A 25,578-nucleotide genomic window follows, 5' to 3' on the forward strand; every position below is an offset into this window, starting at 1 on the left:
CGCTTTTCCCGACTCTCTACTGCATCTATGACCGCTGCGACTGCCGTGGCCGCCGCCCCGGCCGGACGGCGCGCGCCCAAGCGCGTGCTGCCCGGCTTTGGGCTGTCACTGGGCTACACCCTTTTCTACTTGAGCATCATCGTGCTGATCCCGCTGTCGGCACTGATCTTCAAAACCTTCACCCTCACCTGGGACCAGTTCTGGGCGGCCATCAGCGCGCCGCGGGTGCTGGCTTCTTACCGGCTGACGTTTGGCGCATCGTTCATCGCAGCGCTGGTCAACCTGGTGTTTGGCCTGCTGATCGCGTGGGTGCTGGTGCGCTACAAGTTTCCGGGCAAAAAAATCGTGGACGCTCTGGTGGACCTGCCGTTTGCGTTGCCCACCGCCGTGGCGGGCATCTCGCTCACAGCCCTGCTAGCGGGCAATGGCTGGGTGGGCAGCATTCTGGAGCCCATGGGCATCCAGCTTGCGTTCAAGCCCGCAGGCATTGTGATTGCGCTCATCTTCATCGGCCTGCCGTTTGTGGTGCGTACGGTGCAACCGGTGCTGGAGGACGCCGAGAAGGAACTGGAAGAGGCCGCTACCTGCCTGGGCGCCACACGCCTGCAGACCTTCACCAAGGTCATCCTGCCCTCCATCACGCCCGCACTGCTCACCGGCTTTGCCATGGCGTTTGCGCGGGCGGTGGGTGAATACGGCTCGGTGATCTTTATCGCGGGCAACATGCCCATGGTGTCGGAGATCACACCGCTGATCATCATCGGCAAGCTGGAGCAGTACGACTACGCAGGCGCCACCGCCGTGGCCGTGGTGATGCTGGTCATCTCCTTCATCCTGCTGCTCATCATCAACGCGCTGCAAGCCTGGCAGCGCCGCCACGCGGGGGCTCCAGCATGAGCGGTGCCAACTCTCGAACTGTTCGCCGCGCCCAGGCCGGCACCACCGAGGCGCCCTGGGTGCGCTACACGCTCATCGCGCTGACACTGGCCTTCATGCTGCTGTTCCTGGTGTTGCCGCTGGCCGCCGTGTTTGCCGAGGCACTGCGCAAGGGCTTTGGTGCGTATCTGGAAGGCTTGCGCGAGCCCGATGCGTGGTCGGCGATCAAGCTCACGCTGATCACCGCGCTGATCGCGGTGCCGCTGAACCTGGTGTTTGGCGTAGCGGCGGCCTGGTGCATTGCCAAGTACGAGTTCAAGGGCAAGGCGTTCTTGACCACGCTGGTGGACCTGCCGTTTTCGGTGTCGCCCGTGGTGGCGGGTTTGATCTATGTGCTGATGTTTGGCGCGCAGGGCTGGTTTGGCCCGTGGCTGGCGGCGCATGACATCAAGATCATCTTTGCCGTGCCCGGCATCGTGCTGGCAACCGTGTTCGTGACCTTCCCGTTCATCGCCCGCGAATTGATCCCGCTGATGCAGGCCCAGGGCAACGACGAGGAGCAGGCGGCCATCGTGCTGGGCGCCAGCGGCTGGCAGACCTTCTGGTATGTGACCTTGCCCAACATCAAGTGGGGCCTGCTGTATGGCGTGATTCTGTGCAACGCGCGGGCCATGGGCGAGTTTGGCGCGGTGTCTGTGGTGTCGGGCCACATCCGGGGCCAGACCAACACCATCCCGCTGCACGTCGAGATTCTCTACAACGAATACCAGTCGGTGGCCGCGTTTGCCGCTGCCTCGCTGCTGGCCTTGCTGGCCTTGGTCACGCTGGTCATCAAGACGATTGCCGAACACCGCAACGAGCAGGCCCTGAAGGCCGCCGCCGAATTGCCGCCCGAGCGCCCCGCGCCCGCTGGCGTGTGAAGGAAACAGAACATGAGCATCGAAATCCGTAACGTCAGCAAGCAGTTTGGCGACTTTCAGGCCCTGCGCGATGTGAGCCTGGACATTGCCTCGGGCGAACTCATTGCGCTGCTGGGCCCCTCGGGCTGCGGCAAGACCACATTGCTGCGCATCATCGCGGGCCTGGAGACTGCCGATGTGGGCACCATCCACTTCAGCGGTGAAGACACCACCGACGTGCATGTGCGCGAGCGGAACGTGGGCTTCGTGTTCCAGCACTACGCGCTGTTCCGCCACATGACGGTGTTTGAGAACGTCGCCTTTGGCCTGCGCGTCAAGCCCCGCAGCGAGCGTCCGAGTGAGGCGCAGATCAAGAAGAAGGTCATGGACCTGCTCCAACTGGTGCAGCTCGACTGGCTGGCCGAGCGCTACCCTTCGCAGCTGTCGGGCGGCCAGCGCCAGCGCATTGCGCTGGCCCGCGCCCTGGCAGTGGAGCCCAAGGTGCTGCTGCTGGACGAACCCTTCGGCGCGCTGGATGCCAAAGTGCGCAAGGAACTGCGCCGCTGGCTGCGCCGCCTGCACGACGAACTGCATGTCACCAGCATCTTCGTGACCCACGACCAGGAAGAGGCGTTGGAAGTGGCCGACCGCGTGGTGGTGATCAACCAGGGCAAGATCGAGCAAAGCGGCTCGCCCCAGCAGGTGTGGGACCAGCCCGCCAGCCCCTTCGTGTACGGCTTTCTGGGCGATGTGAACCTGTTCCACGGCCGCGCCCATGAAGGCCTGGTGCACCTAGAGGGCATGCAGATCGACTCCCCCGAGCACCAGGCGGCGCAGAACGCCAAGGCCTTTGCCTATGTGCGTCCGCACGACCTGGACGTGGAGCGCTACTCCCCCGGCGCAGGCCTGGACGCCGAAGGCCGTCCCCGTGGCATCGTGGCCCAGCTGAGCCGTGCCATTGTGGTGGGGCCGATTGCGCGCCTGGAACTTATTCCGACCGACGACCACAAACCAGCGGACAATGCGTCCCCAGAGTCCCTGATCGAAGCGCAGATTCCCGCGCAGCAGTTCAAGGAAATGGGTTTCAAAGAGGGCGAAACGCTGGTGGTCACACCACGCCGCGCCCGAGTGTTCTTGGATCACGCCGCTGGTATCTGAGCAGCTTCCCTGGGGATGCCGCGCCAGGCACTGCGCGGCTTAGAGGGATAACAAAGATGTTGTTGAACTGGATCGATCAGGCCCCGCGCCGTGTGCTGGCACTGATCAGCGTGGCCTGCGTGGCGATGCTGGCCTTTGGCATGTATTTGCAGCATGTGGTGGGCCTGGAGCCTTGCCCCATGTGCATCGTGCAGCGCTATGCGCTCATAGGTGTGGCGGTATTCACGGCCCTGGCGAGCGCGCGAGGCAATCGGGGCTGGTGGATGACTTTTGGGGTGCTGGCCCTGGTCACCGCCGGGTTTGGTGCCTTTGTAGCAGCCCGCCAGAGCTGGCTGCAGTGGTACCCGCCCGAGATCGCAACCTGTGGCCGCGACTTCTACGGCATGATCGAAAACTACCCCATCAGCCGCGCGATCCCAATGATCTTCCGGGGCTCGGGTGATTGCACTGCGATCGATTGGACCTTCCTGGGGGGCTCGATTGCCAACTGGTCGTTCATCTGCTTTGTGGGCTTCGGCCTGGTGCTGCTGGCACTGCTGGTGCGTGCCTTGAAGGGCGGCACCCAGCGGGGCTCTGGCTACTCAGTGGCTTGACGGCAGCCCTGGCTCTGCCCCCAAAAAGCGCTCTACGGAGCGCTTTTTTCATGCTGGAATTTTTTCAAACACCGGGTCCTTTGCGGTGAGAGACGCCCTTGCCGGCATTCGCTTGCAACTAGCCCAGCACCACTCCCCCAGCATCCAGCGACGGCGGGCGCAGCAGGTCCTCGTTGATGCCCATGGTCTGGCTGGCGCGTTCCACGGCCTGCCACAGTGGCGCTGGCATTTGCAGTATCTCTTCCGGCGAGGTGGAGCGCGCGATCCAGGCGCTGATTTGCAGGTGCTGCTCGTGGGTGAGCAGGTCCAGGTTCAACATTTCGTCAATGATTTTCATGCAGGGGTAATGGGTCGAGTGGGGGCTTGGGGAGGGCTCTGCGCAGTGAAGCCCTGGGGAGGCTGCGCGGTGCATGAGGTGGAGAAGGGTTGCTACGTGGTGACCTTGGCGCCACGGAGCGTGATGTGCTGTGGAACAGGTGGTGCCCAAGGCACCGATCTCAAGCAGGTTCGGGACGGTGGCGTCAGCCGGGCATCCCGTTGCTGTGCGGGAATGGTACGCCTTGCGTTCCGTCCACCCAGGCGGGCAGTTTGGCCATCACCTGCTCAAACAGCGGTCTTGCCTGCCAGTGGGCCAGCCAGGCCTGCAACTGCGGCCACGGTTGGGCACTCCACCAGCCGTCATCAATGCCGGCAAACTGTCGCACAAAGGGCGCAATGGCCATGTCGGCAAGGGCTGCCCGGTTGCCATACAGACAGGTATGGTGGGTCAGTCTTGTTTCCAGCGTTTGCAGCCAATCCACCGCCTGGGTGCGGGCCAGGGCGCGGTCGGCGTCGGGGTAGCGGCTGGGGTATTTGCACCTGTCCAGCGCCTGCTTGAACGGGCCGTCGCATTCGGCAATCAGCGCCAGCATGTCCACCATAGTGCCGTCGCTGGGGGTGAGCCAGCCTTCCGGGTCGTGCTGCGCCAGCGCCCACAGCATGATGTCCAGGCTCTGCTCCAGCACCTGGCCGCCAGGGAGCACCAGCACGGGTACCGTGCCCTTGGGGGATGCTTGCAGCAGGCCGTGGGGCTTGTTCCTCAGCACCACCTCGCGCAGTTCGCACACTTGGCCACTCACGGCCAAGGCCAGACGCGCACGCATGGCGTAGGGGCAGCGGCGAAAGGAGTACAGGACGGGCAGGGCGTTCACGTTGTGCCATTCATGCCGTCGTCACCGGCGTCCTTGGCCGCAGTGCGCGTGGGGCGGCCGGGTTGCTGCGCGCCGATGTGTTCTTGCCCGCGCTCCCGGGCCAGCTGCATCTGCCGCTCGCGCTCGGCCAGAGCACGTTCCTGCTCGGGCGTGCGGGTGCCGCGGCAATAGGGGCAGCTTACGCCGGGCACATAGTGCGGCGACTGCAGTTCGGCCTTGCCCAGCGGCATGCGGCAGGAGCGGCACAGCTGGTGGTGGCCCGGCGCCAGGCCATGGCCCACGGACACGCGTTCGTCAAACACAAAACAGTCGCCGTGCCAGCGGCTATCTTCTTCAGGCACGGTTTCCAGGTATTTGAGGATGCCGCCTTCCAGGTGGTAGACCTCGTCAAAGCCTTGCGATTTGAGGAAGGCGGTGGACTTTTCGCAGCGGATGCCGCCGGTGCAGAACATGGCGACTTTGGGCTTGCCTGCCAGCACGCCGCCGGGTCGTTTCTCTTTTTCGACCCAGGCTGGAAACTCTGCAAAGGTCTGCGTGTGGGGGTTGATGGCGCGCTCAAACGTGCCGATGCCCACCTCGTAGTCGTTGCGTGTGTCTACCACCACCACGCCAGGGTCGTCGATGAGGGCGTTCCAGTGTTCGGGCTTCACATAGGTGCCTGCGTTGCGCGCAGGGTTCAGGCCCGGCACGCCCAGGGTGACGATCTCGCGCTTGAGGCGCACGCGCATGCGGTAGAAGGGCATGCGCTCGGCCAGCGCCTCCTTGTGCTGTAGGGCGGCAAAGCGCGCGTCGCTGCGCAGCCACGCCAGCACGGCGTGCACACCCTGCGGTTCGCCCGCAATGGTGCCGTTGATGCCCTCGGGCGCCAGCAGCAGCATGCCGCGCACGCCATGGGCGTCGCACAGGGTCTGCAGAGGCTCGCGCAGCGCCGCAAAGTCTGGCAGGTCCACAAACTGGTAAAGCGCGGCGGTGAGAAAGCGGGGTGTGACCGAGTCCACGAAAAAGGCGTTTTTGAAACAGGAAGGGTGATGATAGCTGTCACCTTTCGTTACGATGCGGGGTTACCAACGCTGCTTGCAAGGTGGTCGCATGAGCAAGGAATCCACTCTCAATCTGTTCCGTCGGCTGGAGCAGCTCAACGGCATCGGCGCCGCACTTTCGCGCGAGCGGGACATCGACCGGCTGCTGGAGAACATCCTGGAGGCCGCCAAGACCATCACGGGTGCCGACGGCGGCACGCTCTACAGCGTGACGGATGACCAGTCGGCGCTCAAGTTCGAGATCCTGCGCACCGACTCCCTCGGCATCAGCCTGGGAGGCACCACCGGCAAGCCCATCGACCTGCCGCTGCTGCCCCTGCGTACGGCCGACGGCGGGCCCAATGATTCGCTGGTGGCGGCGCACGCGGCCATCCACGACCGCACGGTGAACATTGCCGACGCCTACAGCGCCGCAGGGTTTGATTTTTCGGGCACACGCGCGTTTGACCAGCGCACGGGCTACCGGTCGCAGTCGTTCCTCACGGTGCCGATGAAGAACCATGACCTTGAACTCATCGGCGTGCTGCAGCTCATCAATGCGCGCGACCCGGACACGGGCGAGGTCATCACCTTCTCGCAGGCCGACCAGAGCCTGGCCGAGTCGCTGGCCTCGCAGGCGGCCATTGCGCTCACCAACCGGCTGCTCATCACGCAGTTGGAGCGCCTGTTCGAGTCGTTCGTGAACCTGATCAACCTGGCCATCGACGAAAAATCGCCCTACACCGGCGGCCACTGCCAGCGCGTACCCGCTCTCACCATGATGCTGGCCGAAGCCGTGGATGCCACCCGCGAGGGGCCGCTGGCCGCGTTCAAGATGAGCGACCGCGACCGCTACGAGCTCAAGATGGCAGGCCTGCTGCATGACTGCGGCAAGATCACCACCCCCGTGCATGTGGTGGACAAGGCCACCAAGCTGCAGACCATCTACGACCGCATCGGCCTGGTGGACACGCGGTTTGAAGTGCTCAAGCGCGACGCCGAGCTGGCTGCGCTGCGCCGCCAGCTGGCGCTGCGCCCGGTGGTGGACGCGCGCGCCGAGGGGCAGGAGCTGCAGGCCCTGCAGCACGACATCCATGCGCTGGAGGAAGACCGCGAGTTTCTGCGCCGCTGCAACACCGGCACCGAGGCCATGCGCCCCGAGGACCAGCAGCGCGTGCGCGACATCGCCGCCATGCGCCACTGGCGCAACCCGCAAGGGGTGCAGACGAGCTTTCTGACGGCCGAAGAGGTGGAGAACCTCACCATCCGCTCCGGCACGCTGAACCAGGCCGAGCGCGACACCATCAACTATCACATCGTCGCCACCATCAAGATGCTGGAGACGCTGCCCTGGCCGCGCCACCTCCAAAACGTGCCCGAATACGCGGGCGGCCACCACGAGCGCATGGATGGCAAGGGCTACCCGCGCGGCCTCACGCGCGAGCAGATGTCGCTGCAGGCCCGCATGATGGGCATTGCCGACATCTTCGAGGCGCTGACGGCCGCAGACAGGCCCTACAAGAGCGGCATGACCTTGTCGCAGGCGATCGCCATCATGTGCAAGATGCGCGACAACGGGCACATCGACCCCGACCTGTTCGAGGTGTTTGTGCGGGAGCGGGTGTACCTGCGGTATGGCGAACAGTTTCTGGAGGCGGGGCAGGTGGACGCGGTGGATGTGACGGCGATGGGTTTTTGATTCCGCCGGGCGCCCGGGTGGCGCATCGTCCCCCAGTGGGTGCCGATACCTTCGGACAATTTGCTATTTTATTGATAGCTATTGGCGCATGATGCGCTAGCTCTACCGGCCAAAATCACTCCAATTTCTCTGCGCTGGTGCTGGTACCAGTGCTGCCCCCCGTGCCGGCGCTGGCCTGCGCCAGCAGCCAGTCCCGAAACGCCGTCATGGCCCCCGTGGCAGGGCGGGACTGCAGCCTTGTCAGCCAGTAGGCGCCCCGGTGCAGCTCTTGTGCAAAGGGCTGCGCCAGACGGCCCTGCTGCAGTTCGCGCGCGAACATCTTCACCGGCAACAACGCCATGCCCGCTCCCTGCGCCGCTGCTTCGGCCAGGGTGAGGGACGAGTCGAACACCGCGCCGCGCACCACGGGGCAGGGCGCCCCCGCGGCTTCAAACCAGGCCGTCCATTCGTCGGTGCGGTAGCTGCGCAGCAAAGGCTGGCGCGCCAGGTCGGCCGCCGTGCGCAGGCCGTGGGCCAGGGCGGGCGAGCACATCACGGACATGGGCGCATCCATGATGCGGTCGGCCTGCGTACCGTGCCAGGCGCCGTCGCCAAAGCGGATGGCGTAGTCCAGCCCTTCGCCCGCCATGTCCACCCGGTTGTTGTGCGTGAGCAGGCGCAGGTCCACAAAGGGGCAGGCCTGCTGAAAGTCGCGCAGCCGGGGCAGCAGCCAACCCACGGCAAAGGTGCCCACGGCCCCCACGGTCAGCACCTCGCGCGGGCGGGTGTCGCCCAGCTTCTCCAGGGCGCGCTGCAGGTTGCCGAACGACTCCACCACCACGGGCAGCAGTGCCTGGCCTTCGTCCGTCAGCGCCAGTCCGCGCGGCAGGCGCCGGAACAGCGGTTTGCCCAGCCGGTCTTCCAGCTTGCGGATGTGCTGGCTCACGGCGGTCTGGGTCACGTGCAGCTCCTGGGCGGCGCGCGTGAGGTTCAGGTGGCGGGCCGAGGCCTCGAAGGCACGCAGGGCGTTGAGCGGCAAGTGCATGGCGCCAAAAGATCAAAGTTTTTCTTGGGGCTTTTGGCAATTATTGTCGATGGTGCTGGGGGCTGAACCTCCGTATCGTTCGGGCCTTGTTCCCCACTACGCTTCCAATCGATATGCAAAGAAGACAGTTTTCCTTGGGTTTGATGGCCGCCACGGCCCTGCCTTTGTGGGGTTGCGCAGCCGTCCGCAACCCCGACCGGCGCGACCAGACCACCCGCGCGTGGAGCGAAGCCCTCGCCAGCATCGAACGCACTGCGCAGGGCCGCCTGGGTGTGGCCATGCTCGATACCGGGTCGGGCCTGGCGCTGGGCTGGCGGCAAGACGAGCGTTTTGCCATGGCCAGCACCTTCAAGCTGGTGCTCGCCGGCTGGATGTTGGCCTTGGTGGACCAGGGCAAGGAGCGGCTGGATGCGCGTGTGCACTACGCAGCGGCCGACGTGGTGGCGTACTCGCCCGTCAGCGGCGCGCGTGCGGGCGACGGTGGTGGCCTGACGGTGGGCGAGCTGTGCGCTGCCACCGTGAGCCTGAGCGACAACACCGCCGCCAATGTGCTGCTGGCCCGCCATGGCGGCCCGGCCGGATTCAGCGGATTCGTACGTTCGCTGGGTGACCCGATCACGCGGCTGGACCGCACCGAGCCCACGCTGAATGAGGCTGCCGTGGGCGACCCGCGTGACACCACCACGCCGCTTGCCATGCTGCAGACCCTGCAGAAACTGGTGCTGGGCAACGCGCTCAGCCCCACGTCCCGGGCCTGGCTGCAGCGCTGGCTGGTGGAGACCAGCACGGGCGACAAACGGCTGCGCGCCGGTGTGCCTGGCTGGAAGGTGGGCGACAAGACGGGCACGGCGGGCGACAGCGGCACGGCCAACGACATCGGCGTGCTGTGGCCGCAGGGCGGCGGCGCGCCGGTGCTGGTGACCTGTTACCTCACGCGCTCCACAGCGTCCGGCGAGCAGCGGGATGCGGCGATTGCCCAGGTGGCGCGCGCCGTGGCGACCGCACGCGAGACTTTCACCCGTGCTTAGAGCTTCTTGACCAGTACCTGGCTCTTGCGGTCCCAGTTGTACTTGCGCTTGCGGGCGTCGGGCAGCCAGTCCGGGTCTACGGGCGAGAAGCCGCGCTTGATGAACCAGTGCATGGTGCGGGTGGTCAGCACAAAAATGCTGTCCAGCCCCAGCAAGCGTGCACGCTGCTCGATGCGCTTGAGCAGCTTTTCGCCGTCGCCCGTGCCCTGGCTTTGTGGCGATACCGTCACGGCGGCCATCTCCGCCGTCTTGGCCTCGGGGTAGGGGTAGAGCGCGGCGCAGCCAAAGATCACGCCGTCGTGTTCGATGATGGTGTAGGTGGCGATGTCCCGCTCGATCTCGGTGCGGTCGCGCTTGACCAGCGTGCCATCCTTCTCGAAGGGTTCGATCAGCTGCAGGATGCCGCCCACATCGTCGATCGTGGCCTCGCGCAGCTCTTCGAGCTTTTCGTCGATGACCATGGTGCCGATGCCGTCGTGCACATACACCTCCAGCAGCAGCGAGCCATCCACCGCAAACGGCAGGATGTGGCTGCGCTCCACACCGGCCTTGCAGGCCTTCACGCAGTGCTGCAGGTAAAAGCCCGTGTCGGTGGGCTGCTGGGCGGGCGGCAACTGTGCCAGCAGGGCCTGCGCGGCGGCCAGCGGCAGCTCGGTGTCGATGGGGTTGTCGTCGCTCTCGGGCTCGGTGGGCGACATGCGGATGCCCTGCACCTCGGTCAAAAAGATCAGCTTGTCGGCCCGCAACTCAATGGCGACGCTGGTGGCCACTTCTTCCATGCTCAGGTTGAAGGCCTCACCCGTGGGCGAGAAGCCAAACGGCGACAGCAGCACCAGCGCGCCCATGTCCAGCGTGCGCTGGATGCCGGCCACATCCACCTTGCGCACCAGGCCTGAGTGCTGGAAGTCCACGCCATCCACAATGCCCACGGGCCGCGCCGTGAGGAAGTTGCCCGAAATCACCCGCACCGTGGCGCCCGCCATGGGGGTGTTGGGCAGGCCCTGGCTGAAGGCGGCCTCGATTTCATAGCGCAGCTGTCCGGCGGCCTCCTGCGCGCAGTCCAGCGCCACAGAGTCAGTGATGCGGATGCCATGTGAATACTTGGCCGCATGCCCCTTGGCCGCCAGCTGCTCGTTCACTTGCGGGCGAAAGCCGTGCACCAGCACGATCTTTACGCCCATGGCCTGGATCAGTGCCAGGTCTTGCGCAATGCTGTGCAGCTTGCCGGCCGCAATCGCCTCACCCGTCAGCCCGATCACAAACGTCTGGTTGCGGAACTTGTGGATGTACGGCGCCACCGAGCGGAACCAGGGGACGAAGGTGAAATTGAAGACGGCGGACATGGAGGAGGGCGGTTGGGACGGTGGTGGTAATGCGCGAGGTGCGAATGATAAGTGTCCTTAGGGACCGGGTGCCGGGATTTGCACGCGCAGCCAGGGTGAGCCTAGAACAGCGCCGCGACGCGGCGGCGCCAGCGTTCGGCATCTTCCGGCCGGTCAAACCCACCCAGCTGCATGGGGGGCTCGCCACGCACTGTCAGGCGCAGCACATGGTGGGGAGCGTCTTCCGAGGCGCATCGGCACCGAGATGTGCTCGGCGTAGTGCAGCCCGTCGCCGGACTCGGAAAACCCGCTGGCCATGTCGATCTTTCGTCTCTCGTGCTGGGTGTCACGCCAGCTGGGGTGCAGCGGACGCCGCCCCGCGTGCGCGAAACGCGCTGAGTTTGGCACCAAACGGCTCCAGCACCAGACCTTCTTCGGGCAAGGTGCCTGCAGCGTCCGACGGGGGCGCCAGTGCAATGCCGCAGCCTTGCAGCAGCGCCACCATCTCCGCGGGGGCGATGGTGCCGTGTGCCAGCAACGCGTCCACCGTGCGCCCCAGCGCCTCATGGTGCGTGGTCAGCAGGGCCTGGGCGCGCTGGTATTGCTGCTGCATCAGCGCCTCGATGGCTTCGTTGCTGGGGTCGATGTCGGTGTTGATGTGGTTGTCCATCTCCACGGTGACATCGGTGCGGGCCAGCCGCGCGCCAAAGCCATGGTGGCGGATGTAGCGCGCCGCTTCGGCCGTCACCTGCTTGAAATCCTGCTCGGCCCCGGTGGTGCAGGCCATTTCGCCAAACACCAGTTCCTCCGCCACGCGGCCTGCCAGGCCTACGCACATCATGTCGAGCGCGTTCTGGCGCGTGGTGGCCTTGAGGCTAGAGAAGCTGTTGTACCCGCCCTCGAACGAGGCGATGTTGATCTTCACCTCTTGCGGAGCGTGCCCGAACAACACGCAATAGGCCAACCCGTGGCCCGCCTCATGCACGGCCAGCAAGGCCCGAAAGTCTGCGTTGGCCCGCTGTTTGAGCCGGTTCAGCTCCAGCGTCACCGCAAACGCGGCCTGCACTGGGCCCGAAGGCCCCTGGCCCGACACCAGCAGGTGGCGCTTGTCGGGCGCCAGGTGAATGGCGAACTCTTGCTCCAGCGAAAGCTGCTCTTGCACCACCCACAACGCGGCGTTGACCAGGTTGGCGCTCAGGATCGCGTGCACTGAGGAGAACAATGGCCGCGTGCCCTGCGCAGGGAACACCGCATTGGCACACAGCTCGCTCAGCACATCCTGCCCAATGGCAAACCGCACGCCACACTGCGCGGCAATATCGTCCACATAGCGTGTGCACAGGTTATGGATGAGGCGCTCATACGTCGCCTTGCTGAACGACGGGTAGACCACATGTTCATTGCCCAGCCGTGCGATCTGCTCGGGCTTGAAGCGCTCGCCCAGCGCCTTCTTCACATCGATGAGCGAGAGCTTGCGGGTTAGGCGGTGAAAGATGTCGGCATCGGTGTCGCAGTCTTCTACACGCTGTGCGGTCTCGTGGTACATCTCGTCGAGGTTGCCACATACAAACACCAGCAGCTTGCTGTAGTCGGTCTCCCACGCATGGCTGGACTGCTGAAAGCTGGCAAACAGCGCCTGCACCTTGGCGGGCGGCCACTGCATGATGGCGGACAGCGGCTCCTGCAGCTTCAGCATGCGCTTGAGTTCTTGCGCATCCCAGGCGTCCAGCTGAAAGCGGTAGGGCTTCTTGCCTGCGCGGTCGTCATCGCCATCTTCGGCGCGCTCAGCCTCGTAGTGCGCATCGGCCAGCTTGCGCTCGATGTTGGACAGCGCGCTCAACGCGGGTGGCAGGCGCCCATCGGACAGCAGCGTCCACACGTCCTGGTAGCGCTCCACCTTCACGTCGGCGCCCTTGGTGTCCACTGTGCGAAACCGCTGGAACTCGTCCAGTACCAGGATGCCCGGCATGCCCTCGTGGATGCCCGAGTCGCCCAGCATGCCCGAGATGGACGAGCTGCGGTAGCTCGCGCCGTGGCTGAAGCCGTCCATCTGCACTTCCACAAACCGGTCGTAAAAGCCCAGCAGCTGGGCCAGCCGCCGCGTGAGCTGCGTCTTGCCCGTGCCGGTCAGGCCCCACAGGCAGACGATGACCGGCCGGGTGATGAGCTGTGGCAGCACATACCAGGCGCGGATGGCATTGATCACACGGTCGATCACGTCGTCGATGCCGAACAGCTCGGCTTTCAGTTGCAACGCCGCGTGGGCCAAGGCCTGCTGGCGCTGGGCCAGTTCTGCGCTGCTGGCAAGCACCCTGGAAGGCCCGACCGCTTGGGCACGCACGGGTGCGGGGTGCACCACGTGCGTTGGCACACCGGCCAGCGCCGGATGCGGCGTGGGATGCCGCTGGTGTGGCGGCAGTGGGTTGTTGAAGGGATTCATGTCAATCGTTCAAGAAAGGGTTCTGGATCGCCTTGCGCAGGGCGACGTTGTCCGCACGGCGCTGGGCCCCACGGGTTCGGATGTGCTTGCCTGCCGCGCTGGACAGGCTGCGTTGGGCCAGCGCTGCGGCCACAGGGTTTCGGGGCGGGCCCGAGGCTTCGAGCTTCAGCAACAGGGGCTGCTTCATGCGACGCAGCTTCTTGATTTCACCCTGGGCGAAGGCCCGAGACAGTTTTTTGGCACTCATGGTGTGCACGTACTCCACAAACAAAAAACCCCGGCGATGGAGCCAGGGCTTGCGGAGCGCGTGAAAGAGTGCGCGGGTGCATTTGCCATGGCTGAACTGTGTGTGCACAGTCCAGCCGGGGCGGTGGACTGTGGTCAGACGGGTGCGGCGTAAAGGGCAGACATGTCGGGGACCTCCAGGAGTTCGTTCGGGCCGTGCGCCGAGGGTGGCGCTGAACAGGGGCTTGCGAAGAATGGGCGCGATTTTGGCGGCGCTGGCGGGCTTTGGCAACGAAAAGCGCTGAAAACGCGGCGAAATGTCGTGCCAAAAGCACAGATGCAGCGCAGGGGGCAGGGTGCTGCTATCGATAATGCGGGCCTATGTCCTCTTCTGATCCGCGTTTGCCTGCGTTGTCCCGCGTTCCTGCTCCAGCACCCGTATCTGCACCCGCCGCGCCGCCAGCGCCGCTGCGCATCACGTTCCCCGAGTCGTTGCCGGTGTCGGGCAAGCGCGACGAGATCATGGAGGCCATCACCAAGCACCAGGTGATCATCGTCTGCGGTGAAACGGGGTCGGGCAAGACCACCCAGCTGCCCAAGATTGCGCTGGCGCTGGGCCGTGGCAAGTGCAATGCCAAGCCGGGACAGAAAGGGCAGCTGATTGGCCACACCCAGCCACGCCGCATTGCGGCCAGCAGCGTGGCCAAGCGCATTGCCGAAGAGCTGAACACGCCGCTGGGCGACGTGGTGGGCTTCAAGGTGCGGTTCCAGGACCGCTTGAGCCGCGATGCGTCCGTCAAGCTGATGACCGACGGCATCTTGCTGGCCGAGACGCAGACCGACCCGCTGCTCAAGGCCTACGACACCATCATCATCGACGAGGCGCACGAACGCAGCCTCAACATCGACTTCTTGCTGGGCTACATCCGCCAGATTCTGCCCCGCAGGCCGGATCTGAAGGTCATCGTCACCTCGGCCACCATTGATGCCGACCGGTTTGCCAAGCACTTCGAATCCGCTAAAGGTCCAGCGCCGGTCATCATGGTGTCGGGCCGCACCTTCCCGGTCGAGCAACGCTACCGCCCGTTTGAAGAAAGCCGCGACTACGGTCTGAACGAGGCCATTGCCGATGGCGTGGATGAGCTGTGGCAGGGCAACGCGGCGGGCGACATCCTGGTCTTTTTGCCCGGCGAGCGCGAGATCCGCGAGGCGGCAGACCATTTGCGCAAGCACCTGTCGCACCAGCCAGTGATGCGCAATGCCGAGGTGTTGCCGCTGTTCGCGCGCCTGTCGCAAGCCGAGCAGGATCGCATCTTTGACGGCCACACGGGCCGCCGCATCGTGCTGGCGACTAACGTGGCCGAGACCTCGCTCACGGTGCCGGGCATCCGATACGTCATTGACGCAGGCACAGCGCGCGTCAAGCGCTATTCTTTCCGTAGCAAGGTGGAGCAGCTGCTGGTCGAGCCCATCAGCCAGGCCGCCGCCAACCAGCGCGCGGGCCGGTGCGGCCGGGTGGCCAACGGCATCTGCATCCGCCTGTATGACGAGGCAGACTTCAACAGCCGCCCGCGCTTTACCGACCCCGAAATTTTGCGTAGCTCGCTGGCCGGCGTCATCCTGCGCATGAAGTCGCTGCACCTGGGCGACGTCACTCAGTTTCCGTTCATCGAGGCCCCCTCGGGCCGCGCGATTGCCGACGGCTACCAGCTGCTGGCCGAGCTGGGCGCGGTGGACGACGCCAACGAACTCACGTCCGTGGGCGTGGAGCTGTCGCGCTTGCCGCTGGACCCGCGCGTGGGCCGCATGATCATCGAGGCGCGCGACCGCAAGGCGCTGGACGAGGTGCTCATCATTGCCAGCGCCCTGAGCGTGCAGGACGTGCGCGACCGTCCTATGGAAGCGCAGCAGCAGGCCGACCAGGCGCACGCCAAGTTCGACGACGACAAGAGCGAGTTCAGCGGGTATCTGAAGCTGTGGAAGTGGATCAACGAGGCCCGGGGCGGGGCGCCCAGCTTGCCGTCGGCCCGTGCCCAAAAAGCCATGGCCGCGCAGAAGGCGCCGTCGCAGGCGTACCTGCCCGTGGAGCGGCGCGGCGGCGCGCCTGCAGCGGCTGCTGCAGCAGCAATACCCGCCGCCCCAGCCGCCACCCACAAACTCAGCAACCGCCAGTACGAGCAGTTGCTGCGCCAGAACTTCATCAGCATCCGCCGCCTGCGCGAGTGGCGCGACATCCACACCCAGCTGCTCACAGTGGTGACCGAGCACAAGTGGCAGATCAACACCCAGCCCGCCAGCTACGAGCAACTGCACCTGTCCATGCTGGCCGGGCTGCTGGGTAACGTCGGCTGCAAAAGCGACGAGGAGGACTGGTACCTGGGCGCGCGTGGCATCAAGTTCTACAAGCACCCGGGCGCGCACCTCAACAAGAAGCCCGGCCGCTGGATCATCGCGTCGGAACTGGTCGAGACCACGCGCCTGTTCGGCCGGGGCATCGCTGCGATTGAGCCGCAGTGGCTGGAGCAGATCGGCGGCCACTTGCTGAAGAAGCAACTGCTGGACCCGCACTGGGAGAAAAAATCTGCCGAGGTGGTGGCGCTGGAGCGCGCCACGCTCTACGGCATCGTGGTCTACAACAATCGCCGCGTGAACTTCGGCAAGGTAGACCCGCACGCCGCGCGCGAGGTGTTCATCCGCGAAGCCCTGGTGGGCGGTAACTGGGAGACGCGCCTGCCGTTTTTGGCTGCCAACCAGAAGATGATCGCCAAGGTCGAAGAGCTGGAGCACAAGTCCCGCCGGCAGGACGTGCTGGTGGACGACGAACTCATCTACGCCTTCTACGACCAGCAGCTGCCGCCCGAGGTGTGCAGCGGCCATAGTTTTGAGGCCTGGTACCGCGAGGAAAGCAAAAAGCAACCCGACCTGCTCAAGCTCACCCGCGAGGAGCTGATGCGCCACGAGGCCGCAGGCATCACCACCAACGCGTTTCCCAAGACGGTGCGGCTGGGCGGTGTGGACTGCACCGCCAGCTACCTGCACGAACCCGGCGATGCGCGCGACGGCATCACGGTGACCATCCCGCTCTTTGTGCTCAACCAGGTGAGCGAAGAGCGCTGCGAATGGCTGGTGCCCGGCATGCTCAAGGACAAGATCCAGGCCCTGCTCAAAAGCCTTCCGCAGCGCCCGCGCAGCCGCTTTGTGCCGCTGCCCGAGTCGGCCACGCGGCTGGCTGAGCTGTTCACCGCGCCTGAGCGTTTTGGCACAGGCAGCCTGACAGACGCGCTGCTCAAGCAGGTGCGCGACGAAACCTCTCTCGACGTGAAGCGCGCCGACTTCAAGCTCGACATGCTCAGCCCGCACCTGTTCATGAACTTCCGCGTGGTGGACGAACACGGCCGTCAGCTGGACCATGGCCGCAACCTGGGCGCGCTCAAGGCGGAGTGGGGTGCTAAGGCGCGGGGGGCCTTCCAGGCGCTGGCGGGGCTCAAATTGGGCAGTACAGCCGCCGATACAGCGGATTTGAAGCAAAAATCGCCGCAAGTGCTAGAGAATCATGCACAAGGCGCTATCAAATCAGGAGTAAAGGGTGCGCCCCCTGCCGCCGTCAAGCCTGCCAGCGCGCCCCCATCGGCACCCGCTGGCCAGCGCTACACCACCTGGACGTTTGGCGAGCTGCCCGAACTCATGGAGATCAAGAAGGCTGGCCAGACGCTGATCGGCTTTCCGGCCCTCATCGATGGCGGCGACGCTGTGACTATCGAGGTCTTCGACGAGCCCGAGGTGGCCGCTGCCAAGCACCGCGCCGGCCTGCGCCGCCTGTTTGCGCTGCAGATCAAGGACGCGCTCAAGTACCTGGAAAAGAACATCCCCGACCTGCAGAAAATGGCCGTGGCCTACATGCCCTTGGGCACGCAGGAAGAGCTGCGCACCCAGATCATCGACGTGGCGCTGGACCGCGCCTTCCTGCTCGACCCGCTGCCCACCGACGAACATGCCTTCAAGCGCCGCGTGGAAGAGGGCCGGGGCCGCCTCACGCTGATCGCCAACGAGGTGGCCCGCCTGGCCGCCACCATCCTCACCGAATACGCCGCCGCTGCCCGCAAGATCAAGGACACCAAGAACGCCCCGGATGCGACGGCCGACGCGCAGCAACAGCTGCAACGCCTGGTGCCCAAGAACTTCATCGCCGTGGCCCCCTGGGCGCAACTGGCCCACTACGCCCGCTACCTCAAGGCGATCACCCTGCGGCTGGACAAATACCGCGCCGACCCTGCCCGCGACGCTGCCAAACTGGCCGAACTGCGCCCGCAAGAGCAGCGCTACTGGCGCCTGGTCGCCGAGCGCAAGGGCGCGGTGGATGCCCGCATGCAAGAGCTGCGCTGGCTGCTGGAGGAACTGCGTGTGAGCTTCTTCGCGCAAGAGCTGCGCACGCCGCAGCCGGTGAGCGTCAAGCGGCTGGACAAGCTGTGGGCGCAGATTCAAAGTTGAACGCGCTGCCGGTCCGCGGGTACCGCGCCCGGCAGCGATATGCGATGTGAGTTGGCCCCCCGGGCAGCACGAATCCGACAGGGGCCTGCGGACGTCAGGGTCGTGTCCAGAGCTTGAAGGTCACGTACATGGCATACGCCAGCGCGACCACCATCCACACCACGAAAAACAGGTTCGCCCAATATTTGTCGGCATGCTCGGCCAGCGTGTAGATCTGCCCTGCGCAGCCCTTGCCAACGCACGGAATCTGGCGCAGAACCATCGCGCGCAACGCTTCATAGAGCAGATAGCACCCGATCCCCGCCACGACCAGAAAGCTGAAAGGTCCCAGTGGTGCTTTGGTGTAATTGCCGCTGTCGTCCCGTGGGCCCTGGCGCAGCAGCTTTTGCCCATAGCGGTACCAGACGTATCCGACGAGCAGCATCAATGCGTAGTACAGGGCTGTGAGCATGCTTTGCAGAGTGTGACTCGGTAGGTTGAGGGCGGGACGGCGTCGGCCTTCGTGCGGCAACTGGCTGAATGAACGCTTGGACTCAGCACTGCTGCTATCCGGCGATCTTAGCGGCAAGGCATTTGGTAACCACTTGTTTGCACCGACAGCGTGTTTCGTCTGCGCGCCATGGGGCAACGGTCACCTGCGCGACCATGCATCAGTGGCATCCCCAATGTCCTCGGGCTCCATGCGACCTAGGCTGGTGGCTTCTAAGGAAATCCAGCCCCATGCGACCTCACTACAAGTTCTGGCCCCGCCGTCTTCCCCATGCCATCACGCTGCCTGCCACCTCGCTGTGGGACAACCTGGCGACCAATGCACGTCGCTACCCCGACAAGGCGGCATTGGTGTTTTTCGGCACCACGGTCAGCTACCGGCAACTGATGGAAGGCGCTGAGCGCCTGGCTGCGCGGCTGGCGCAACTGGGGGTGCAACGTGGCGACCGGGTGGTGCTGTGCATGCAAAACTGCCCGCAGCTGGTGATGGCGCACTTTGCCATCCTGCGCGCCAATGCGGTGGTGGTGCCGGTCAACCCCATGAACCGGGCCGAGGAGCTCAAGCACTACATCACCGACCCCGACACCAAGGTGGCAATCACCACCGGCGATCTGGCCCCGGAGATGGCCAAGGCAAGTAACGCGTTGGCCGCTGGCGAGCGGCTGGCGCATCTGGTGGTCACGCAGTTCTCGGATGCGTTTGACGTGGGCGTGACCGGCATGGATGCGCCGCCCGAGGCCTGGATGGACTGGCTGGGCACACGCCACCCTTTGCCTGCGCTGGAGGGCGGGCAGGCCCACGCGTGGGTGGACGCTCTGGCTTGCACCGACGCGCCCCCCGTCTTGTTGGTGGGCCCGGCCGACCTGGCGTTGTTGCCCTACACCAGTGGTACCACGGGGCTGCCCAAGGGCTGCATGCACCTGCACAAAAGCGTCATGCACAACGCGGTGGCCAGCAGCCTGTGGGGCAATGGGTCTGCCGACAATGTGACGCTGGCGGTGGTGCCCATGTTCCACATCACCGGCATGGTGAGCGTGATGCACACGTCCATTTACTGCGGCGCCACGCTGGTCATCATGCCCCGCTGGGACCGCGACCTGGCAGGGCGCCTGATATCGCGTTACCAGGTCACCACCTGGACCAACATTCCCACCATGGTCATCGACCTGCTGGGCAGCCCGAACTTTGCCAGCTATGACCTGTCCAGCCTGGCCTATATCGGCGGTGGCGGCGCGGCCATGCCGCAGGCCGTGGCGCAGCGCCTGCTGGAGCAATATGGCCTGCGCTACGCGGAAGGCTATGGCCTGACCGAAACGGCTGCTCCGTCGCACGCCAACCCGCCCGACCATCCCAAGCAGCAGTGCCTGGGCATTCCGTTCATGAGCACCGATGCGCGGGTGATCGACCCCGACACGTTGCAGGAACTGCCCGTGGGCGAGCAGGGCGAGATCATCATCCATGGCCCCGAGGTGTTCGAGGGTTACTGGAAGCGGCCCGATGCCACGGCATCGGCCTTCATCGAGTTCGAGGGCAAGCGGTTCTTCCGATCGGGCGACCTGGGGCGCATGGACGAGGACGGGTACTTCTTCCTGACCGACCGGCTCAAGCGCATGATCAATGCCAGCGGCTTCAAGGTGTGGCCTGCCGAGGTCGAAGCGCTGATGTTCCGCCACCCTGCCATCCAGGAGGCCTGCATCATCGCCGCCAAGGACAGCTACCGGGGCGAGACGGTGAAGGCGGTGGTGGTGCTGCGCGCCACGCACAAGGACACCACCGAGCAGCAGATCATCGACTGGTGCCGCGAGAACATGGCGGTATACAAGGTGCCGCGCATCGTGCAGTTTGTGCCTGCGTTACCCAAGAGCGGCAGCGGCAAGGTGATGTGGCGCGCACTGCAGGAGCAGGAAGCGCAGTGATCGGGCGGTACCGGCTGGTCTGACCAGCGCGCAAAGAGAACAAGAGGCGCCGCTGCAGCAGCGGCGCTCGCGCCTGCGGCAGCCGTCAGTGCGCCGCGCCCGCCATCGTCAGCTCGCCCAGGTCCCGCTCCAGCAGGGCGGGGTCGCCCAGTTGCAGCTCGATCAGGCGGCGCAGGTGGGTGACGCTGTCCAGATCGATGCCCTTGCACAGCAGCCCGGTGTGCAGGCCCTGCACGTGGGCCACCTCGGTGGACATGGCGATGTGGTTGCCCGTGTCGGCCAGGGGAATGGTCAGTTGGCACAACGTGCCTTGCCCCAATGCCGCCTGTGCCGGCACCATGATCAGCGCGCCCTTGAGGGACAGGTCCAGCACATGCACGCTGAACGCAGCGGTGGCCGTGGTCAGCAGGGCCGGCGCATCAAAACCAACGCGGACGAAGTGGCGGCGTTCATGGGGCATCGCTGTCTCCTGGGCGGGGCGGGGGGTGGAGCAGATGCTAACCCAACCGGCGCACGGCAGTTAATTTTTGGAGGTTTTTGCAAGCATTCGTTACTATGGGTTCTCCATCACCAAGGGGGCCGGTGTGAAACCTGGCGTGAACTGGCTGGTGCGGCGCTGCGCCGCGTGGCTCAAAGGCATTGTGTGGGTGGCCGTATTGACGGCCAGCGCCAGCATTGCCGCCGCCCCGCGCGAGCTGCGTGTGGGGGTGTATTCCAACGAGCCCAAGGTGTTTGTGGATGCCGATGGCAAGGCTGCAGGCATTTTTGTGGACCTGCTGCAACTGGTGGCGGCCCGTGAGCAGTGGACCCTGAAATATGTGCCTTGCAGCTGGCAGGACTGCCTGGATGCGCTGCGAGAGGGGCAACTGGACCTTATGCCCGATGTGGCCCGGTCGCCTGAGCGCGAGATCCTGTACGACTTTCACCGCCTGCCGGTGCTGCACAGCTGGTCGCAGATCTACCGGACCTCGGGCGCGCCCATCTATTCACTCTTTGACCTGCAGGGCAAGCGGGTGGCGGTGCTCAAGGGCTCCGTGCAGCGGTCCACCTTCCTGAACATGGTGGACAGCTTTGGCATCCAGGTGTCTCTGGTGGACGCCCCCGGTCTGATCGAAGCGTTTGCGATGGTGCAGCGGGGCGAGGCCGATGCGGTCATCTCCAACCACCTGTTCGGCAACTTTCATTCGGCCCGCTATGGAGTGGTTGATACGGGCATCGTGTTCCAGCCCGCTGCGCTCTTCTTTGCAACCGGCCCCGGGCGCAACGCTGAGGTGCTGGCGGCCATCGACCGGTCGGTCGAGGCATGGCGCAGTGGCGCGGACCCCGCGTATGCCCAGGTGATGCGCCACTGGGGCGGGCAAGACCCCGGGGTGCAGATTTCGCCCTGGGTATGGCGAGGATTGGCGGGCTTGGTGGCGTTCAGCTTACTGGCTGCGTTGATGGTCGCCATCTTGCGCCGGCAGGTGCAAGAGCGTACGCGCCACCTGCGGGAGAGCGAGCAAAAGCTCGCCACCATTCTGGACAGCGTGGGCGCGCTTATCTACATCAAGGGCAAGGACTTCCGCTACCAGTACGTTAACCACCAGACGCTGCATTACTTTGGCAGACCCGCGCACGAGGTCTTGGGCCATGACGATGCGGCGTTTTTCGACGCAGCCACGGCGCAACGGCTGAGGGCCAACGACCGGCGGGTGCTGGAGGACGGCGAGACGCTGGAGGCTGAAGAAGTCAACACCCCCGCCGCCACGGGGGAGACACGCGCGTTCCTGTCCATCAAGATACCGCTGCGCCATGCGGACGGCAGCATTTATGCGCTGTGCGGCATCTCCACCGACATCACCGAGCGCCGCAAGGCCGAAGAGTCGCTGCAGATTGCTGCAACGGTGTTCGAGTCGTTCGAGGGCATGATTGTGACAGGGCCAGACCAGCGCATCCTCAAGGCTAACCAGGCGTACGCACGGCTGACCGGCTACTCGGTGGAGGAACTGGTGGGCCAGACGCCGCGCCTGTTGCACTCGGGCCGGCAGGACGCTTCTTTTTACGCGGCCATGCAGAACACGTTGCACTCCAGCGGCATGTGGCAGGGCGAGGTGTGGAACCGGCGCAAGGACGGCACCGAATACCCGGCCTGGATCACCATCACCACTGTGCGTTCGCCGCGCGGCGAGATCACCCATTACGTGGGCACGCAGACAGACATCTCCAGCCGCAAGGCGGCCGAGGAGGAAATCCGCCTGCTGGCCTTCTACGACCCGCTCACCGGCCTGCCCAACCGCCGGCTGATGAACGACCGCCTGCAGCACAGCCTGGCTGCATGCGCGCGCTCGGGGGCGGGTGGCGCGCTGCTGTTTGTGGATCTGGACAACTTCAAGGACCTGAACGACACCCAAGGGCACGAGCTGGGCGACCAGCTGCTGCGCCAGGTGGCTGCGCGCCTGGGGGGCTGTGTGCGAATGGGGGACACCGTGGCACGCCTGGGAGGTGACGAATTTGTGGTGCTGCTGGAGGGGCTCAGTCCCCAGGTGCACGAGGCCGCTGCCCAGGCCGAAACGGTGGGCCGCACGGTGTTGCAGGCGCTCAGCCAGAGCTACCAGCTCGACGGCCACGCGCACCACAGCTCCTGCAGCATCGGCATCGCGCTGTATGCGGATGCACGTGGTTCGGTGGACGAATTGCTCAAGCACGGCGACATGGCCATGTACCAGGCCAAGGGCGCTGGCCGCAACACCTTGCGGTTCTTTGATCCGCGCACCCAGGCCAACGTGACCGCGCGCACGCTGCTGGAGGCGGGCTTGCGCGACGGCCTGCGCGAAGGGCAGTTCTTGCTGCATTACCAAGCGCAGATTCACCAGCAGCGCGGCATTGTGGGCGCCGAGGCCCTGGTGCGCTGGCAGCACCCGCAGCGCGGGCTGGTGTCGCCGGCCGAGTTCATCCCGGTGGCCGAGGCTTCGGGCCTCATCGTGCCGCTGGGCGTGTGGATTCTGCGCACGGCCTGCCTGCAACTGGTGGAGTGGGCCCGCGACCCGCAGACAGCCCACTGGACCCTGGCCGTGAACGTGAGCGCCCGGCAGTTCCGCCACAGCCACTTTGTGGATGAAGTGCTGGGCGTGCTGGAAGAAACCGGCGCGAACCCGCACCGGCTGAAGCTGGAGTTGACCGAGACCCTGCTGCTGGACGATGTGGAGGACACCATCCTGCGCATGGACACGTTGCGCGCGTCGGGCCTGGGCTTTTCGCTGGATGACTTTGGTACGGGCTACTCGAGCCTGAGCTATCTCAAACGCCTGCCCCTGGACCAGCTCAAGATTGACCAGAGCTTTGTGCGCGATTTGCTCACCGATGCCAACGATGCCAGCATCGCCCGCACCATCGTCACCCTGGCCCACAGCCTGGACCTGGGGGTGATTGCCGAGGGGGTTGAAACCCAGGAGCAACGCGACATGCTGGCCAGTCTGGGGTGCCACACATGGCAGGGCTACCTGTTCGGGCGCCCCGGGCCTGCCGATGCGCTGGTGCAGTCGGTGGCCAGCGCGACGACTTGGTGACGCCTTTTTTGTCGGCAGGGTACCCTCCGCTGGGCGTTACCCATGGGCTGCCCATGGGTTGCCCACAATTGTCGCCATTGGCTGACATTGGGTAGCCTGTGAACGGTGTAAGGTACGGCACGCCGTGTGACCCGCCGTACGGCCAACCGTATGACTGACACACGGCCTCCTTCACCCCGCATCTGTGTTCGTATGCAGGGTGGGGTAGCCCTCAGGAGCTTTCCATGAAAAACAATCTATTTCCCACGATCCGCCTTCTTGTTTCTGGCGCGGCTGCCGCGGCGCTGCTGGGCCTGGGCGGCGGCGCCCATGCGCAGGCCTATGTCAACGCCACCGTGGGGGGCGAACTGGCTCCCGGTGTGTATGGCCGCATCAATATTGGCAACGCGCCACCACCACCGCTGCTTTACGCAGAGCCCGTCATCATCCAGCGCCCTGCGGTGGTGGTGCCCCGTGCGCCCATCTACATGTACGTGCCGCCCGGCCATGCCAAGAACTGGAGCAAGCACTGCGCACGCTATAACGCCTGCAGCCAGCCGGTGTATTTTGTGCAGGAGCCACCTCCCCGCCGCGGCAACCCGCACCGCGGGCCCCATGGCCGGGACGACCGCCGCTGGGACCATGACCATCGCCACGATGACCGCCATGACCACGATCGCGGACCCGGGCGCGGAGAAGGCCGTGGCAAGGGCCATGGACATCGGGACTGAGCCCCCCTGCATTTCGCAGGGTTTGCGCCAGCGCAGAGGAGGGGGCCGCACCAGCGGTTAAGCTCGGGCCCCTATGGCCCAAGTCTCCTTTTCTCCCCCCTTCACCCAACCGGCTGATGTTGCCAGCCAGTTGCGCCACAGCGGTTTTGCGGTGCTCAGCCCGGCCGCGGTGGCCGAGTGGGTCGGCTGTGATCTGTCGGCGCTCATGGCGCTCAATACCGATTGGGCAGCTCTTCCCCCCGATGAATTTCTGAAGGATGGTGGCCGCTACCGTCGCCGACGCCATGCCTGTTTTGTGCTGCAACAGGGCCAGATGCAGCAGGTGCCGCACCGTGCCCACTGGCAGCCAGTGGAATACAACGCCCTGCACGGCGGCATGGAGCGCTGGTTTGCTCCCATGGAGCCCGCGACCGTGGCGCAGCCCGTGTGGCAGCAGTTGCTCGCCGCTCTGGCGGGCATGTCAGACGCTGTGTTTGCCGGGCCGCAGGCGCCGGTGCCCTGGTTTGTCGAGGCGCACCAGTTCCGCATCGACACCACAGACGGCATCGGCCGCCCCACACCCGAAGGTGCTCACCGCGATGGCGTGGATCTGGTTGCGGTATTTCTGGTGGGGCGCGAGGGCGTCAAGGGCGGTGAGACGCGGGTGTTCGAGGCCAATGGCCCTGCCGGACAACGCTTTACGCTGACCGAGCCCTGGTCCCTGCTGTTGCTGGACGATGCGCGCATGATCCACGAGTCCACGCCCATTCAGCCGCTGAAGGACGGGGGCTACCGCGACACCCTGGTGGTGACCTGCCGGCGGGGCAACTTCCAGGGTGCGGACGTGGTGGGGCAGGCGCCGTCAGGGGCTTGAACACTGCGGTAGAAGTGCATCCGATTTGATGCGAATCAAGATGCGGGGTATGGTGGCGGTTCACACTGGTCACTGTGAGGCCACAAGCCCGTCACACCATTCA

The 25,578-nt window shown here is 65.3% G+C and carries 20 protein-coding genes; 11 read left to right on the top strand and 9 right to left on the bottom strand.

Translation table 11 applies throughout. From position 1 onward, the window contains the following. Nucleotides 1-27 precede the first annotated feature (27 nt). The 4 genes from cysT to ACOYR4_RS09910 are packed head-to-tail and all read left to right on the top strand — an operon-like array spanning nt 28 to nt 3,526. Nucleotides 28-897 carry a sulfate ABC transporter permease subunit CysT gene (gene cysT / locus ACOYR4_RS09895; RefSeq protein WP_291444483.1) on the top strand — a complete coding sequence of 290 codons (870 nt, stop codon included), beginning with the start codon at nt 28-30 and terminating at the stop codon, nt 895-897. Next, the gene (cysW, locus tag ACOYR4_RS09900; protein WP_422849410.1) at nt 894-1,796 is read left to right on the top strand and encodes a sulfate ABC transporter permease subunit CysW; all 903 of its coding nucleotides are present in this window, start codon (nt 894-896) and stop codon (nt 1,794-1,796) included. Before cysT ends, cysW begins: the two co-directional genes overlap by 4 nt. A 12-nt stretch (nt 1,797-1,808) precedes the next feature. Then, on the top strand, nt 1,809-2,933 hold the full coding sequence (locus tag ACOYR4_RS09905) for a sulfate/molybdate ABC transporter ATP-binding protein (protein WP_422849411.1): 1,125 nt from the start codon (nt 1,809-1,811) through the stop codon (nt 2,931-2,933). Between the two features lie 56 nt (nt 2,934-2,989). Next, nucleotides 2,990-3,526 (top strand): disulfide bond formation protein B, encoded by a 537-nt coding sequence (locus ACOYR4_RS09910; protein WP_209819835.1) that lies wholly within the window; start codon nt 2,990-2,992, stop codon nt 3,524-3,526. A gap of 118 nt (nt 3,527-3,644) precedes the next feature. On the opposite strand, the gene ACOYR4_RS09915 is transcribed toward ACOYR4_RS09910, so the two are convergent. From ACOYR4_RS09915 to ACOYR4_RS09925, 3 genes are all read right to left on the bottom strand, one after another. After that, nucleotides 3,645-3,863, bottom strand: a complete 219-nt coding sequence (locus ACOYR4_RS09915; protein WP_209819834.1) for a hypothetical protein — start codon at nt 3,861-3,863, stop codon at nt 3,645-3,647. Nucleotides 3,864-4,047: 184 nt separating this feature from the next. Then, complete coding sequence (locus tag ACOYR4_RS09920) at nt 4,048-4,716, bottom strand: glutathione S-transferase (protein WP_422849412.1); 669 nt, start codon at nt 4,714-4,716, stop codon at nt 4,048-4,050. Then, complete coding sequence (locus tag ACOYR4_RS09925; RefSeq protein WP_422849413.1) at nt 4,713-5,714, bottom strand: rhodanese-related sulfurtransferase; 1,002 nt, start codon at nt 5,712-5,714, stop codon at nt 4,713-4,715. The genes ACOYR4_RS09920 and ACOYR4_RS09925 overlap by 4 nt, the downstream gene beginning before the upstream one ends. Nucleotides 5,715-5,805: 91 nt before the next feature. Here ACOYR4_RS09925 and ACOYR4_RS09930 point away from each other — a divergent pair, with 91 nt between their 5' ends. Next, nucleotides 5,806-7,434: a GAF and HD-GYP domain-containing protein gene (locus tag ACOYR4_RS09930; RefSeq protein ID WP_015014350.1), complete on the top strand. Its 1,629-nt coding sequence runs from the start codon at nt 5,806-5,808 to the stop codon at nt 7,432-7,434. A gap of 115 nt (nt 7,435-7,549) precedes the next feature. On the opposite strand, the gene ACOYR4_RS09935 is transcribed toward ACOYR4_RS09930, so the two are convergent. Then, nucleotides 7,550-8,458: a LysR substrate-binding domain-containing protein gene (locus ACOYR4_RS09935; protein WP_422849414.1), complete on the bottom strand. Its 909-nt coding sequence runs from the start codon at nt 8,456-8,458 to the stop codon at nt 7,550-7,552. A gap of 113 nt (nt 8,459-8,571) precedes the next feature. Here ACOYR4_RS09935 and blaACA point away from each other — a divergent pair, with 113 nt between their 5' ends. Further along, a complete protein-coding gene (gene blaACA, locus ACOYR4_RS09940) occupies nt 8,572-9,486 on the top strand; it encodes an ACA family class A beta-lactamase (protein ID WP_422849415.1) in 915 nt (304 codons plus the stop codon). Here the strand turns inward: blaACA and argA are convergent. From argA to ACOYR4_RS09955, 3 genes are all read right to left on the bottom strand, one after another. Then, nucleotides 9,483-10,829, bottom strand: a complete 1,347-nt coding sequence (argA, locus tag ACOYR4_RS09945) for an amino-acid N-acetyltransferase (RefSeq protein WP_015014347.1) — start codon at nt 10,827-10,829, stop codon at nt 9,483-9,485. The genes blaACA and argA overlap by 4 nt on opposite strands. 325 nt (nt 10,830-11,154) lie before the next feature. Beyond that, a complete protein-coding gene (locus ACOYR4_RS09950) occupies nt 11,155-13,248 on the bottom strand; it encodes an AAA family ATPase (protein WP_422849416.1) in 2,094 nt (697 codons plus the stop codon). Nucleotide 13,249: 1 nt separating this feature from the next. After that, nucleotides 13,250-13,495 (bottom strand): hypothetical protein, encoded by a 246-nt coding sequence (locus ACOYR4_RS09955; protein ID WP_422849417.1) that lies wholly within the window; start codon nt 13,493-13,495, stop codon nt 13,250-13,252. Between the two features lie 359 nt (nt 13,496-13,854). Between ACOYR4_RS09955 and hrpA the strand changes: the two genes are divergently transcribed. Continuing rightward, nucleotides 13,855-17,961, top strand: a complete 4,107-nt coding sequence (gene hrpA, locus ACOYR4_RS09960) for an ATP-dependent RNA helicase HrpA (protein ID WP_422849418.1) — start codon at nt 13,855-13,857, stop codon at nt 17,959-17,961. 94 nt (nt 17,962-18,055) lie between these two features. Here the strand turns inward: hrpA and ACOYR4_RS09965 are convergent, their stop codons facing one another. After that, nucleotides 18,056-18,412 (bottom strand): hypothetical protein, encoded by a 357-nt coding sequence (locus ACOYR4_RS09965; RefSeq protein WP_422849419.1) that lies wholly within the window; start codon nt 18,410-18,412, stop codon nt 18,056-18,058. Between the two features lie 269 nt (nt 18,413-18,681). On the opposite strand from ACOYR4_RS09965, the gene ACOYR4_RS09970 reads away from it, so the two are divergent. Next, nucleotides 18,682-20,367 (top strand): long-chain fatty acid--CoA ligase, encoded by a 1,686-nt coding sequence (locus ACOYR4_RS09970; protein ID WP_060985628.1) that lies wholly within the window; start codon nt 18,682-18,684, stop codon nt 20,365-20,367. A gap of 85 nt (nt 20,368-20,452) precedes the next feature. Here the strand turns inward: ACOYR4_RS09970 and ACOYR4_RS09975 are convergent, their stop codons facing one another. Next, nucleotides 20,453-20,827, bottom strand: a complete 375-nt coding sequence (locus tag ACOYR4_RS09975) for a PilZ domain-containing protein (RefSeq protein WP_209819826.1) — start codon at nt 20,825-20,827, stop codon at nt 20,453-20,455. 124 nt (nt 20,828-20,951) lie between these two features. On the opposite strand from ACOYR4_RS09975, the gene ACOYR4_RS09980 reads away from it, so the two are divergent. The 3 genes from ACOYR4_RS09980 (at nt 20,952) to ACOYR4_RS09990 (ending at nt 25,475) form a co-directional block, all read left to right on the top strand. Further along, the gene (locus ACOYR4_RS09980; RefSeq protein WP_422849420.1) at nt 20,952-23,912 is read left to right on the top strand and encodes an EAL domain-containing protein; all 2,961 of its coding nucleotides are present in this window, start codon (nt 20,952-20,954) and stop codon (nt 23,910-23,912) included. A gap of 224 nt (nt 23,913-24,136) precedes the next feature. Continuing rightward, nucleotides 24,137-24,622, top strand: coding sequence for a hypothetical protein (locus ACOYR4_RS09985; protein ID WP_422849421.1), 486 nt, complete (start codon nt 24,137-24,139; stop codon nt 24,620-24,622). Nucleotides 24,623-24,695: 73 nt separating this feature from the next. Continuing rightward, nucleotides 24,696-25,475, top strand: coding sequence for a 2OG-Fe dioxygenase family protein (locus tag ACOYR4_RS09990; protein ID WP_422849422.1), 780 nt, complete (start codon nt 24,696-24,698; stop codon nt 25,473-25,475). The last annotated feature ends 103 nt before the right edge of the window (nt 25,476-25,578 follow it).

This window comes from Acidovorax sp. M14 (assembly GCF_049331375.1).
Lineage (GTDB): Bacteria > Pseudomonadota > Gammaproteobacteria > Burkholderiales > Burkholderiaceae_C > Acidovorax.